The sequence below is a fragment of the Xanthomonas codiaei genome (genome assembly GCF_002939785.1).
Taxonomy (GTDB): Bacteria; Pseudomonadota; Gammaproteobacteria; order Xanthomonadales; family Xanthomonadaceae; genus Xanthomonas; species Xanthomonas codiaei.
The window spans coordinates 1-13457 of record NZ_MDEC01000053.1; the positions used below are offsets into that span (position 1 = coordinate 1).

Sequence of the window (13457 nt, forward strand, 5' to 3'; positions counted from 1 at the left end):
CTTGCATCTGCTCCGATGATCAGTCGGAAGACATAACGCTGTTAGGCGACCATGTCCAGATACAAGGAGCGCACCCGGGCGCGATGACGCCTTGCCGATCAACGCCACGTCGCGCCCAGGCGCGCTTCTGCGATGCCCAGGCATCATTCCGGTTGACGCCATCCAGGTAGCGCGGCCTCCGGCGCGGCCAGTGCGCGCAGGCGTTTGAATAGCACGGTGGTTTCGGCCACGTTCCACACCCGCAGCGCCACCTCGAAGGTGTCCAGCGGTTTGGTCAGGAAATCCTTGGCACCCAGGCCCAGGGCGCGATGACGTGCGCTACGGCTGGGGTCGGCGGTGAGCACGATCACCGGCAGGAAGCGGCCGGGGTCGGACAGCCGCGCCAGCTGTTCCAGCAGTGCATAGCCGTCCAGCTCCGGCATCTTCAGGTCCAGCAGGATCAGATCCGGCGCGAACGCCGACACCAGCCCCATCACGCGCAGCGGGTCGGTGGTGGCGATGACCTGCTGGAAGCCTTCGCGCTGCAGCAGGTCCTCCAGCAGCCGCACATTGGCCGGCTCGTCGTCGACGATGAGGATGCGGGAGCCGAGGATATCGTCGCGTGTCATGCCAGCAACCTGTCGAGTACGGTGAAGAATTCCGCCACGTCCAGCGGTTTGGTCAGGTAGGCGCGTACGCCCTGGTCGCCCACCCGCGCCAGCGTGGCGCGCGTGGCATCGGCGCTGATCACCACTACCGGCAGCTGCGCGGTAGCCGGTTGCGCCTGCAGCTCGCGCAACAATTCCTCGCCGTTGCCGTCGCTCAGGTGCAGGTCCAGCAAAATCAGGTCCGGCAGGCCGTGCTGCAGCAGCTCGCGCGCCTGCGCCAGGCTGGCCGCCTCCAGCAGCTGCCATTGCGGGCGGCGCTCGGTCAGCGTGCGGATCAGGGCCTGGTTGGACGGGTTGTCTTCGATGCTCAGCAAGCGACACACGCCGCTGCCGCTGCTACTGGGCGGCAACAGTGTGCGCGCCGGTTCGCTGCGCTGCGGCTCGCCCTGCGGCAGCGAGATCCAGAAGCGCGCGCCATCGCGGCTGCTGTCCACACCGATCTGCCCACCCATCGCCTCGATCAGCTTCTTGCTCAGCGCCAGCCCCAGGCCGGTACCTTCCACCGCCGAACGCTCGGCGCCCAGCCGCTCGAACGGGGTGAACAGGCGCTCGATCTGCGGTGGTGTCAGCCCCTGGCCCTGATCGGCCACGGTGATGCGCACCTGCCCGCCATCGGCCTGCGCGCTCACCTGCACATGGCCGCCGGGGCGATTGAACTTGACGGCATTGGACAGCAGGTTGAGCAAGACCTGACGCAGCCGCTGGGCATCGGCGCGTACCGTCCACGCGCCCTCGATGGCCGGCGGCTGCAGGTGGATGCCATGCTTTTCGGCATCCGGTGCGATCAGGCCCAGCGCTTCGTGCACCGCCGCGTCCACTGCAACCGGCTCCGGGCTCAGATCCAGCTGATCGGCCTCGATACGCGCAATGTCCAGCAGTTCGGTGATCAACCCGAGCAGATGGCGGCCGGCGCCGAGAATGTGCTGCAGATGGCGACGGTGCCCGGGTTCGGGCAGGTCCATGTCCAGCACCTGCGCGTAGCCCAGGATCGCATTGAGCGGCGTGCGTAGTTCGTGGCTGCTGCGCGAGAGGAATTCGGTCTTGGCGCGGTTGGCCGTTTCCGCCTCGCTTCGCGCGAGCTGGGCTTCGGCTGCGCGGGCGGCGAGCAGTTCGCTGGCCTGTGCCAGGCGCTGCCCGACCTGGCCCAGTTCATCGCCGGCACGGGGCTGCGGGTCCAGCGGCAGGCCTTCGCCCAGCCGGTCGGCATTGGCGGCCAGCGTGCGCAGGCGCCCGGACAGCGCCGAGGCGAACCAGGCCACTGCAAAGACCGCACCCAGGCCACCGAGCATGGCCGCGCTCAGGGTGATGATCAGATTGCGCTGCCGCAAGCCCTGCGCCTTGGCGGTGCGTACTTGCAACTGCGCCGTCTCGTAATCGCGCAGCTCGCGCAGTTCCGCGCGCAGAATGTCGAGCTTGTACTTGCCGTCCCACAGCTGGCGAATCTCCTCTTCGCGGCTCAGGTCCGGTGCCAGCAGGCGACGCCAGCCCTGCATCTTCTCGGCGAACAACGGTTTGATGCGCGCAAAACGCTGGGCCTGCACTGGGTCGGTGATGCGCTTGGAAAGCCGGTCGGCCACCGGCTGCAGGCGCGGCTCTGCATAGCGGTACGGAGCGAGGAATTCGTCGCGGCGCACCAGCCGGTAACCGCGCACGCCGGCCGCGGTTTCGGCCAGAAGCGCATGCGCCTCGTACAGGTCGCTCAGCACTTCCAGCGTGCGGCGCACATCGTTTTCGGCGGCGATGTTCTGCCGCTCCACGCTGTAGATCGCCATCAGTGCCACGGCCAGCAACAGCAACGGCAGGGTGACCACCGCCAGGCTCTTGCGGGTGATCGGCCAATCGTTCCAACGCACCGCCATTGCAGTCATAGCGCGAGTCCGGCTTGAACCGCGTACACCGCGGCCTGGGTGCGATCTTTTACCTCAAGTTTCTGCAGGATGCGCTCCACATGCACTTTCACCGTGCCGGGAGAAATCCCCAGTTCAGCTGCGAGGCCGGCATTGGTAAGCCCGCGCGGAAGCAACGAAAGCACCTGCTTTTCGCGTTTGCTCAGCGCATTGAGGCGGTCGTCCTGCGGTGATTTGCGCCGGCGCGTGGCGATCGGCCTGGCGGGTTCGGCCACCATCGCCGGCAACAATAACGCGAAGGCCTGCAGTGCCTGCACGTCGTCGTTGCCGGGGGCGGGGCGATGGTCGTGCCACGCCACGCACAGCATGCCGTGGGTGGTGCCCAGCGCATGGACAGGCACCCTGGCCTCGCGCAGATCGGCCGGCCGCGGGGGCATCAGCCAGCTCGCCTCGTGGCTGTCCCCTGCAGCGCTGGCGCCGGGGGGCAGGGCCAGGCCGCGGCTGGCCAGCAGCTGCACGCGCGGGCCGCGTTGCGCCAGCACCGCGCCGTGCTCCAGCCCCAGCAGCGCCAGTACACGTCCCAGCACCGCATCGCAGGCCTGTTCGCAGGTCTGGGTATAGCGCAATGCCACGGCCGCCTCCCAGAGCGCCTGCCAACGCGCGCCGTCGGAGGCCTCGCGCCGCAGGGCCTGCCGCCAATCGCCTGCACTGATAGGGGTATCCATTGGGTTCCTCTAGGCCGATCAGCATATTTGAGTATATGCCAGTCGGCGGAATTGTTGGGGCTGCTTGATGTCGATACTGGGCTCGCCCTCCGAGGCACCCCCCAACAATCCACAAGGAGATTCCATATGCGTCGCACACTGTCTTCCTTGGTTCTGGCTCTGGCTGCCACCCCGGCCCTGGCTGGCGGCGTGATGCACTACACCGACAAGGCCAAGTTGCCAGCCGGCGGCGAAGAGCGCGAAGTCGCCGCGCTGTTCGATACATGGAACGCCGCCCTGGCGTCGGGTGACCCGGAAAAGGTGGCCGACCTGTACGCGTCCGATGGCGTGCTGCTGCCGACGGTGTCCAACGAGGTGCGCGCCTCGCGCGAGCAGATCGAAAAGTATTTCGAGATGTTCCTGACCAAGAAGCCCAAGGGTGTGGTCAACTACCGCACCGTGCGCGTGCTCGATGACGACAGCGCCGTGGATGCCGGCGTGTACACCTTCACGCTGACCGACAAGAACGGCAAGCAGAGCGATGTGCAGGCGCGCTATACCTTCGTGTACGAAAAGCGCGACGGCAAGTGGCTGATCATCAACCACCACAGCTCGGCGATGCCGGAAGTGGATACGCGCGCGGCCGTCGCCAAGACCAAGTAAGTGCCGTGCAAGGCGGCGTGCGCCGGCCGGGAAGGCTTGAAAGCCGCTCCGGCCGGCGCCATCCAGCAGGCAATCCTCACGATTGCGGAGTTGCACCATGCTGGGAATCGGCGCCTTCAAACAACGCATGCCACGTCCGGGCGAAGCACTGCCCGGGCGCGAGCAAGCGCTACCGCTGCACAACACGCACCTGATCCATGGGCATCCGTTGCGTGGCGACTTCACTGGCCTGGCCCAGGTGCAGTTCGGTCTGGGTTGCTTCTGGGGCGCAGAACGCAAGTTCTGGAGCGTGCCAGGGGTGTACACCACGGCAGTGGGTTATGCCGGTGGCCAGACGCCCAATGCCACCTATGGCGAAGTGTGTTCCGGGCAGACCGGGCATACCGAAGCGGTGCTGGTGGTGTACGACGAAGCGTCGGTGCCGTTTGCGCAGTTGCTGCGCACGTTCTGGGAAAGCCACGACCCGACCCAGGGCATGCAGCAGGGTAACGACGTCGGCACGCAATACCGCTCGGCCATCTACTGCACGACGCAGGAGCAGTACGACGCGGCACTTGCCAGCCGCGATGCCTACCAGCAGCAGCTGACTGCGGCGGGGTATGGCGCCATCACAACGGAGATCCGTTTCCCGGCACCGACGTTCTACTACGCCGAAGACGATCACCAGCAATACCTCGCCAAGCATCCCAATGGGTATTGCGGGCTTGGCGGAACGGGAGTGAGCTGCCCGATCGGGCTGGATGCCTGACGGAAAGGCGAGGCCGGATTGAGCGCTGTCGTCCACGTGAGCGTGGTCGCGTGCCGATGGCCATCAGCGACCGGCAGCGTTATCACGACAGGCAGCGCATGGGAGTGCATGCCAGGCAACTTGAATGGCTACGTCGGAGACGACGTGGCCATCTTTTTTTCCAGTCAACGGGCGTTGCAGTCCAGACAGCGGCAGCGTGGCCTGGCCGTTTCGCTGCAGCGCCGGGGTGCCGACTGCATGGGCTGCGTCAGACGAATTCGCCGGCAAACATGCCGCGCAGCTGCGCGAGCGTATCGGTGCGTTCCGGATGCAGCAGACGCATGCAGGCCAGCGCGAATCCCACCGGGCTGGTGCCGGGTGCGGTGATCACGCTGTCGGCGGTCACGACTTTTTCGTGCCGGAACTGCTGGGCACCCGCGTACGGCACCACGTTTTCCTGCAGGAAGGCCAGCGAGTTGCTGGTGTGGGCGCGTTCGTCGAGCAGGCCGGCGTAGGCCAGTGCGAGGGTAGCACCGCAGATTGCCGCGACCGGGCGCTGCTGTTGGACGCGTTCGACCAGCAAGCCGCTCAGGCCTGGGATCTCGCCGGCCTGCCAACGCTCGCTGCCGGGCAGGATCCACAGATCCGCCTCCAGCGGCGCAAGATCCGAGAGGGCGAAGTCCGGCGTGATCCGCAGCCCGCCGATGGACTGTACCGGCTGGCCATCGATGCTGGCGATGGCCACCTGGTCGCCGAACCATTCGCGCGCCGCTGGCAGCACCACGCCGATCTCCCAGTCGGCCACGCCGTCGACCATCACCACTGCAATGTTTGCCATCGTCCGCTACGCCAGTTGAGGTATCCGGATTCTAGGCACTGCGCGCGTGGCGATTGTAAGCAGGGTGTGGAGACCGCCAGGTGGAGCGGCGGGCATCGCGGCCTGGTCCCTCGGCTGCTCGAACGCGGGGCCTGTGAGATACGCGGGGTCGTGGCGGATGGCAACCAGGCGCGAGGCGCAGTGTCGATCCAGCTCCGTCGCGTTAGCTGCTTTCCCTCGAGCCACAGCACGGGTCAGCGCTGGACACGGGCGTGAAGCAACGGCAGCGACGTGCGGGCGCTGCATCGGATGCGCGGGCTGCCGGGTCCGATCAGGCGTGAACACCGCAGTGCGATCTCCGCGGCATCTCCGAAAACGACAACGCCCGCAGCATCGGCTGCGGGCGTGGATGGTCGCATCTGTTCGCTGAGGCGATCAGCCGGCCAGCTTGTCGGCGATGGTCTTGCGCAGGGCCTGCAGGTCCTTGGCGAAGGTCTCGATGCCGCCGGCCAGCTTTTCGGTGGCCATCGCATCGGCGGCCAGGTCGGCGGCGAAGCTGTCGGCGTTGATCGGGGTGATCTGCGCGTTGTCGGCCTGCGCAGGGGAGAGCTTGCGCGGCAGCTCGCCGTGTTCGGCGTCGAGCTTTTCCAGCAGGTTCGGCGAGATGGTCAGGCGGTCGCAGCCGGCCAGCGCTTCGATCTGCGCGGTGGAGCGGAACGAGGCCCCCATCACCACGGTGGACGACCCGCGGCGCTTGAACGCGTCGTACACGGTGCGCACGAACACCACGCCCGGGTCTTCATCGATGCTGGACGGGGTCTGGCCGTGGGCGACGTAGTAATCCAGGATGCGGCCCACGAACGGGGAGATCAGAAACACGCCGGCCTCGGCGCAGGCCAGTGCCTGCGAGTGGTTGAAGATCAGCGTCAGGTTGCAGTCGATGCCCTCACGCTGCAGCTGGCGCGCGGCTTCGATCCCTTCCCAGGTGGCGGCGATCTTGATCAGGATCTTGTCCTTGGGCACGCCGCGCTCGGCGTACATCGCGATGAACTTGCGCGCCTTGGCGATGGTGGCCTGGGTGTCGTGGGCCAGATCGGCGTCGACTTCGGTGGATACGCGCCCGGGGACCAGTTCGGCCAGTTTGACGCCTACGCCGATGGTCAGGCGGTCGGCCACCTCGTGGACGGTGGCGGTGCGGTCGTCGCCGCCATGCTCGCGGCCCCAGGCCAGCTCGCGCTCGATCAGGTCGGCATAGACCGGCAGGTCCAGCGCCTTTTTGACCAGGGTGGGATTGGTGGTGCAGTCGACCGGCTTCAGGCGCTTGATGGCGTCGTAATCGCCGGTGTCGGCGACCACCACGGACAGCTCGCGCAGTTGGGCCAGCTTGGAGGGGGATGCAGTCATGCGGGTTCTCTCGAATCGTGGAACGGGTCGGGGATGGCGCAGCGCGCTACGTTAGCGCGCCGCGCGCTGGAAGTCGCCCGCGGCGGCGGACTGAGCGTGCACGGCCTGCACGCGCAGGCGCAGATTGCGCCCGTCCGGCGTGCGCCAGTCGATGCTCTGGCCGACCGACAGGCCCAATAGTGCGCTGCCGACCGGTGCCAGCACCGAGATGCGGCCCTGCTGGATATCGGCCTCCTGCGGGTACACGAGGGTGAGCGTATGCCGTTCGCCGTGCAACTGGTCTTCGCATTCGATGCGCGAGTGCATGGTGACGACATCGCCGGGAAGTTGGTCGGGCGGCAGCACGCGTGCGCGGCCCAGTTCGTCGCTCAGCGCAGTGGCGGCGGGATGCTTGTTGAACGCGGGGGAATCGAGCAAGGCCTCCAGCCGGGCGAGGTCGTGGCTGGAGACAAGGATGGATGGCGGCAAGCCGCTGTGGTGTTGCGAGGTCATGGCACTCTCCTGACGAGTACGGCCCGCCCGAATGGCAGGCAGCATGGTCAAGATGAGGGCGCCCTGGATCGATCGCAATGCAGCGCCTGAAGACTGCAGGCCTTCAATGCTGCAAGCAGGGCGGCGATCGCTGATGAGTCCGCTGTCTGCTCGGTGCCGCACGCAATCAGGCAATCAGAGCCGGCTGGCAGCTCAGAAGGGTTGCTCGACCGACAGGATGCAACCGCAACGCAACGCGCCGAGCCACCGACACACGATCGCGACGCATCGCATCCCGACACGCGATCTGCCTGCAGCAAACAAAACAAGCGACGCCCCGCGCCGCTTATTCAACCTCGACAACCCCGCGCAAACCAAACGCAGCCGTGTTGCGCTTTTTCGAATCCCAAATCCCAAATCCCAAATCCCAAATCCCAAATCCCAAATCCCTAAGCCGCCACCGCCTTCGGTCCGGTCGCAGGCTGTTCCAACGCAAACAGGTCCGACGGCAGTTCCTTGAACAACTGCGCCAGCTGCTCCAGGAACGCGGTCATGGCCGAGCTGCGACGCCAGGCCATCGCAATGCGGCGGCTGGGCTGCTTGTCTTCGCGGAAGCGGATCAGGCGGATGTTTTCCGACCGCGCAACCGGCGGCTTGACAGCCAGCAAGGGCAGCAGGGTCACGCCTACATTGGCCGCCACCATCTGGCGCAGGGTTTCCAGGCTGGTGGCCTGGAACTCCGACTTCTCCAGCGCGCCGGACAGGTGGCAGACATCCAGCGCCTGTTCGCGCAGGCAGTGACCATCTTCCAGCAACAACAGACGCTGCTCGGACAGATCGTCCAGCGTCATGCTGTCGTGGCGCGCCAGCGGATGGCCGTCCGGTACCGCCAGCACGAAGGGTTCTTCGAACAGGAACTCGGCATGCAGCTGATCGTCCTGCAATGGCAGCGCCAGCAGCGCGGCGTCCAGGCGACCTTCGCGCAATTGGTGCATCAACTGATCACTTTTTTCTTCGATCAACAGCAGTTCCAGGCGCGGAAACCGCTCGCGGATGCGCGGTACCACATGCGGCAACAGATAGGGCGCCAGGGTGGGGAAGATGCCCAGCCGCACGGTGCCCGCTTCCGGGTCCTGGCTGCGGCGTGCGGCTTCCTTCATTTGCTCCACTTCGGCAACGATGCCGCGCGCGCGCATGGCGGCCTCGCGGCCGGCCGGCGTCAGCATCACCTTGCGCGGTGCGCGCTCCACCAGCGGCACGCCCAGCTCGTCTTCGAGTTTCTTGATCTGGGTGGACAGCGTGGGCTGACTGACAAAGCACGCGGTGGCGGCGCGGCCGAAATGCTTGTGGTCGGCCAGGGCGACCAGATACTTCAGGTCACGCAGATTCATGTGCAGCAGCCCTCGTTGCGGTGACGGTTGAGACCGGCGTGGTGACAGCTTACGCCGCCCGGTGTCGGGCGGCGGTTCGTCGCCGCGCTTACGCGGCTTCGGCAACAGCCTGCGTGCTGACCGGGGCGCTGGAGCGGATCAGGTAGTCGAAGGCGCTCAGGGCAGCCTTGGAACCTTCGCCCATCGCGATCACGATCTGCTTGTACGGCACCGTGGTGGCATCGCCGGCGGCGAACACGCCCGGCACATTGGTCTGGCCGCGGTCGTCGACGATGATCTCGCCACGCGGCGACAACTCCACCGTGCCGCGCAGGAACTCGGTGTTGGGCAGCAGGCCGATCTGCACGAACACGCCTTCCAGCTCGATGTGCTGGGTGTCGCCGCCGGTGCGGTCGGTATAGACCAGGCCGGTGACCTTCTGCCCGTCGCCCAGCACTTCGGTGGTCTGCGCGCTGGTGATGATGCGCACGTTGTGCAGGCTGCGCAGCTTGCGCTGCAGCACTTCGTCGGCGCGCAGCTTGTCGTCGAATTCCACCAGCGTGACATGCGCCACGATGCCGGCCAGATCGATCGCCGCTTCCACGCCCGAGTTGCCGCCACCGATCACCGCCACGCGCTTGCCCTTGAACAGCGGGCCGTCGCAGTGCGGGCAATAGGCCACGCCCTTGTTCTTGTACTGGTCTTCGCCGGGCACGTTCATCTGCCTCCAGCGTGCGCCGGTGGACAGGATCACCGTCTTGCTCTTGAGCGAGGCGCCGTTGGCCAGCTTGATCTCGATCAGGCCATCGGTACCGGCCGGGATCAGCTGTTCGGCGCGCTGCAGGTTCATGATGTCCACCTCGTACTGGCGCACGTGCTGTTCCAGCGCAGCCGCCATCTTCGGGCCTTCGGTTTCCGGCACCGAGATGAAGTTCTCGATCGACATGGTGTCCAGCACCTGGCCACCGAAACGCTCGGCGGCCACGCCGGTGCGGATGCCCTTGCGTGCGGCGTACACGGCCGCCGCCGAGCCGGCCGGGCCACCGCCGACCACCAGCACGTCGAAGGCCTCCTTGGCGGCGATCCTGGCGGCATCGCGCTTGGCGGCATTGGTGTCCAGCTTGGCGACGATCTGCTCCAGCGTCATGCGGCCCTGGTCGAACAGTTCGCCATTCAAGTACACGGTGGGCACCGACATGATCTGGCGGGCCTCGACCTCGTCCTGGAACCACGCGCCATCGATGGCAACGTGCTTGATGCGCGGGTTGAGCACGGCGGCCAGGTTCAGCGCCTGGACCACATCCGGGCAGTTCTGGCAGGACAGCGAGAAATAGGTTTCGAACTGGTAGTCGCCATCCAGATGCTGCACCTGCTCGATCAACTCGGCGGTGGCCTTGGACGGGTGGCCGCCCACCTGCAGCAACGCCAGCACCAGCGAGGTGAACTCGTGGCCCATCGGCAGGCCGGCGAAGCGCAGCGAGATGTCCTGGCCCGGGGTGGTCAGCGCGAACGACGGCTTGCGCTGGTCGTCGTCGCGATGCGCCTCCAGGCTGATCTTGTCCGACAGCAGCACCAGGTCTTCCAGCAGGTCGAGCATTTCGCGCGAGCCGGGGCTGTCGTCGATCGAGGCGTGGATCTGGATCGGGCGCGTCACCCGTTCCAGGTAGGCGGTCAGCTGGGTCTTGAGATTGGCATCCAACATGGAAAACTCCTGGGAATGGGCAAGGGGAGGGCGTGACGCCGCTGCGCATGCGCAGCTCGCCTGGGGAGGAAGGGATGAACCGCAGCCGGCGCGGGGTCGGGATGCGTGCTGGCGATGGCGGGCGGGCAGCCCGGCACCGGCTCCGGTTCACCCCCGGCCCGGAATATCGGGCCAGGGATGCGCGGCGGCTTAGATCTTGCCGACCAGGTCCAGCGACGGAGCCAGGGTCTTGGCGCCTTCCTTCCACTTGGCCGGGCAGACCTGGCCAGGATTGTTGGCCACGAACTGCGCTGCGGTCAGCTTGCGCAGCGTCTCGGTGACATCGCGGGCGATGGAGTTGTCGTGGATTTCCAGGGTCTTGATCACGCCTTCCGGGTTGATGATGAAGGTGCCGCGCAGGGCCAGGCCTTCTTCTTCGATGTGCACGCCGAAAGCGCGGGTCAGCTTGTGGGTCGGGTCGCCGATCAGCGGGAACTGCGCCTTGCCCACGGCGGGCGAGGTTTCGTGCCACACCTTGTGCGAGAAATGCGTGTCGGTGGTGACGATGTAGACCTCGGCGCCTGCCTTCTGGAACGCGGCATAGTTATCGGCGGCGTCTTCCACTTCGGTCGGGCAGTTGAAGGTGAATGCGGCCGGCATGAAGATCAGCACCGACCACTTGCCCTTCAGGCTGGCCTCGGTGACTTCGATGAAGTTGCCATTGTGGAACGCATTCGCCTTGAACGGCTGGACCTGGGTGTTGATGAGAGACATTGAGTTTCCTCGTGCGATGAAAGGGGGGCGGGGGATGGAACAGGCGCCATGGTAGGCAGGATCGATAGGTTTCTCAAATCGATTATTGGAATTGCATAGATAGCCTTGGACTATCGATTCCGCAGATGGCATCTGCCGATGCGGCGCGCGGTTCCAGCCCCGATAATGGCCGGCCGACGTTGCGCGCGAGTGAATGATCCGTATGAGCGATGAGTCCGCCGCCTCCGCCGAGCACCTGTTGCGGCAGGCATGCCAGCGGATCAATCGTGGCGATGCCGAGCCCCTGTTGCTGCATGCGCTGGGCCGCGATCGCGCCTGGTTGTTCGCGCACGGCCGCGACCCGGTGACGGCGACAGTGGCTGCGGCGTTCCAGGCCCTGGTGCAGCGGCGTGTGGACGGCGAGCCGGTGGCCTACCTGACCGGTTCGCGCGGCTTCTGGACGCTGGATCTGGAGGTCTCGACGGCCACGCTGATCCCGCGCGCGGACACTGAAGCACTGGTCGAGTTGGCCCTGGAGCGGCTGGACCACGCCCCTGGCCGGCGGGTGGCCGATCTGGGAACCGGCAGTGGCGCGATCGCCCTGGCCATCGCCAGCGAGCGCCCGCAGGCGCAGCTGATCGCCACCGATGCCAGTGCGGCCGCGCTCGCCATCGCGCGGCGCAACGCCGATCGTCATCGCCTATTGAACGTGCAGTTCCGCCACGGCAGCTGGTTCGTGCCACTGGCAGGCGAGCGCTTCGACCTGATCGCCAGCAACCCGCCGTATATCGCCGCCGGCGACCCGCATCTGGCACAGGGCGATCTGCGCCACGAGCCGGCCAGCGCGCTGGCTTCCGGTAGCGACGGGCTGGCCGACATCCGCCGGATCGTGGCCGATGCGCCGGCGCATCTGCGCAGCGGCGGGTGGCTGCTGCTCGAGCACGGTTGGGATCAGGGCAAGGCGGTGGCCGAACTGCTGCGCGCACGTGGGTTTGTGCAGGTCGCCACGCAACAGGACCTGGAGCAGCGCGACCGGGTGAGCCTGGGCTGCTGGCAGGACGACGGCGCGGCCTGAGGCCGATGGCGACCGCAAGGCGGCCCATGCCGCCTATGGTGTTCCTGCGCCATGCGGCAGAAGCAGACGATGCATCACCGCCGGCCGATACACTACGGGTTTTCGCCCAGGACCGACGCATGCGCACGCTCTATCCCGAGATCGCCCCCTACGAGCAGGGCAGCCTCAAGGTCGACGACCGCCACACGCTGTACTTCGAACAGTGCGGCAACCCGCAGGGCAAGCCGGTGGTGCTGCTGCACGGCGGCCCGGGCGGCGGTTGCAACGCCAAGATGCGGCGCTTCCACGACCCGGCCAAGTACCGCATCGTGCTGTTCGATCAGCGCGGCTCGGGCCGTTCCACCCCGCATGCCGATCTCACCGACAACACCACCTGGGATCTGGTGGCCGACATCGAACGCCTGCGCACGCACCTGGGCATCGAACGCTGGCAGGTGTTCGGGGGCAGCTGGGGGTCGACGCTGGCGCTGGCCTATGCGCAGACCCACCCGCAGCGGGTGACCGAGCTGGTGCTGCGCGGGATCTTCCTGCTGCGCCGGTTCGAGCTGGAATGGTTCTACCAGGAAGGCGCCAGCCGGCTGTTCCCGGATGCCTGGGAGCACTACATCAATGCGATCCCGGCCGAAGAGCGCGGCGACCTGATCGCCGCCTTCCATCGCCGCCTGACCAGCGACGACGAGGCCACGCAACTGGTCGCCGCCAAGGCCTGGAGCGTGTGGGAAGGCGCTACCAGCTTCCTGCATGTGGACCAGGACTTCGTCACCGGGCATGAGGACGCACACTTTGCGTTGGCGTTCGCCCGCATCGAGAACCACTACTTCGTCAACCAGGGCTTTTTCGAGGTGGAAGGCCAGTTGCTGCGCGACGCGCACCGCATCGCCGACATCCCCGGCGTGATCGTGCACGGCCGATACGACGTGGTCTGCCCGCTGCAGAGCGCCTGGGATCTGCACAAGGTCTGGCCCAAGGCGCAGCTGCAGATCAGCCCGGCCTCGGGGCACTCGGCGTTCGAGCCGGAAAATGTGGATGCACTGGTGCGCGCCACAGATCGGTTCGCCTGATTGCAGCGGCGCGCGTTGCGATGCGCAGGATCGTTCATTGCCTGAGCGGTCCGCGCGTCACCCGATTTGTAGGATGGGTCGCTCGCGAAGAACGCGTTTTTCGTAAGAGCGCATCCGGGGGCGACGGGCCTTACCGATAAGGCCTGTCGCCCCCGGGTGCGCTCCTTGTATCTGGACATGGTCGCCTAACAGCGTTATGTCTTCCGACTGATCATCGGAGCAGATGCAAGAAGCCCA

At 66.5% G+C, this 13457-nt stretch carries 13 protein-coding genes; 4 read left to right on the forward strand and 9 right to left on the reverse strand.

Going from position 1 to position 13457, the window contains the following annotated elements:
* Window positions 1–143 precede the first annotated feature (143 nt).
* Genes XcodCFBP4690_RS21485 through XcodCFBP4690_RS21495 form a run of 3 tightly spaced genes read right to left on the reverse strand, consistent with a single transcriptional unit; the run spans window position 144 to window position 3219 of the window.
* Window positions 144–608, reverse strand: coding sequence for a response regulator (locus tag XcodCFBP4690_RS21485; protein WP_104544268.1), 465 nt, complete (start codon window positions 606–608; stop codon window positions 144–146).
* A complete protein-coding gene (locus tag XcodCFBP4690_RS21490) occupies window positions 605–2515 on the reverse strand; it encodes a hybrid sensor histidine kinase/response regulator (RefSeq protein WP_104544270.1) in 1911 nt (636 codons plus the stop codon). Before XcodCFBP4690_RS21490 ends, XcodCFBP4690_RS21485 begins: the two co-directional genes overlap by 4 nt.
* On the reverse strand, window positions 2512–3219 hold the full coding sequence (locus XcodCFBP4690_RS21495) for a helix-turn-helix transcriptional regulator (RefSeq protein ID WP_104544272.1): 708 nt from the start codon (window positions 3217–3219) through the stop codon (window positions 2512–2514). Before XcodCFBP4690_RS21495 ends, XcodCFBP4690_RS21490 begins: the two co-directional genes overlap by 4 nt.
* Before the next feature lie 126 nt (window positions 3220–3345).
* Here XcodCFBP4690_RS21495 and XcodCFBP4690_RS21500 point away from each other — a divergent pair, with 126 nt between their 5' ends.
* Window positions 3346–3861 (forward strand): SgcJ/EcaC family oxidoreductase, encoded by a 516-nt coding sequence (locus tag XcodCFBP4690_RS21500; protein ID WP_104544274.1) that lies wholly within the window; start codon window positions 3346–3348, stop codon window positions 3859–3861.
* 97 nt (window positions 3862–3958) lie between these two features.
* The gene (gene msrA / locus XcodCFBP4690_RS21505) at window positions 3959–4609 is read left to right on the forward strand and encodes a peptide-methionine (S)-S-oxide reductase MsrA (RefSeq protein WP_104544276.1); all 651 of its coding nucleotides are present in this window, start codon (window positions 3959–3961) and stop codon (window positions 4607–4609) included.
* A gap of 247 nt (window positions 4610–4856) precedes the next feature.
* Here the strand turns inward: msrA and XcodCFBP4690_RS21510 are convergent, their stop codons facing one another.
* From XcodCFBP4690_RS21510 to ahpC, 6 genes are all read right to left on the reverse strand, one after another.
* Window positions 4857–5426: a type 1 glutamine amidotransferase family protein gene (locus XcodCFBP4690_RS21510; RefSeq protein ID WP_104544278.1), complete on the reverse strand. Its 570-nt coding sequence runs from the start codon at window positions 5424–5426 to the stop codon at window positions 4857–4859.
* Between the two features lie 414 nt (window positions 5427–5840).
* Complete coding sequence (tal, locus tag XcodCFBP4690_RS21515; RefSeq protein ID WP_104544280.1) at window positions 5841–6809, reverse strand: transaldolase; 969 nt, start codon at window positions 6807–6809, stop codon at window positions 5841–5843.
* Between the two features lie 51 nt (window positions 6810–6860).
* Window positions 6861–7301 (reverse strand): nucleoside diphosphate kinase regulator, encoded by a 441-nt coding sequence (gene rnk / locus XcodCFBP4690_RS21520; RefSeq protein ID WP_104544282.1) that lies wholly within the window; start codon window positions 7299–7301, stop codon window positions 6861–6863.
* A gap of 428 nt (window positions 7302–7729) precedes the next feature.
* A complete protein-coding gene (locus XcodCFBP4690_RS21525) occupies window positions 7730–8671 on the reverse strand; it encodes a LysR substrate-binding domain-containing protein (protein ID WP_104544284.1) in 942 nt (313 codons plus the stop codon).
* A gap of 88 nt (window positions 8672–8759) precedes the next feature.
* A complete protein-coding gene (gene ahpF, locus XcodCFBP4690_RS21530; RefSeq protein WP_104544286.1) occupies window positions 8760–10352 on the reverse strand; it encodes an alkyl hydroperoxide reductase subunit F in 1593 nt (530 codons plus the stop codon).
* Between the two features lie 189 nt (window positions 10353–10541).
* Window positions 10542–11105: an alkyl hydroperoxide reductase subunit C gene (ahpC, locus tag XcodCFBP4690_RS21535; RefSeq protein ID WP_064508604.1), complete on the reverse strand. Its 564-nt coding sequence runs from the start codon at window positions 11103–11105 to the stop codon at window positions 10542–10544.
* Window positions 11106–11307: 202 nt separating this feature from the next.
* On the opposite strand from ahpC, the gene prmC reads away from it, so the two are divergent.
* Both prmC and pip read left to right on the forward strand, forming a co-directional pair.
* Complete coding sequence (gene prmC / locus XcodCFBP4690_RS21540; RefSeq protein WP_104544288.1) at window positions 11308–12159, forward strand: peptide chain release factor N(5)-glutamine methyltransferase; 852 nt, start codon at window positions 11308–11310, stop codon at window positions 12157–12159.
* Window positions 12160–12278: 119 nt separating this feature from the next.
* Entirely contained in the window at window positions 12279–13220 is a 942-nt protein-coding gene (pip, locus tag XcodCFBP4690_RS21545) for a prolyl aminopeptidase (protein ID WP_104544290.1), read from the forward strand.
* Window positions 13221–13457 lie beyond the last annotated feature (237 nt).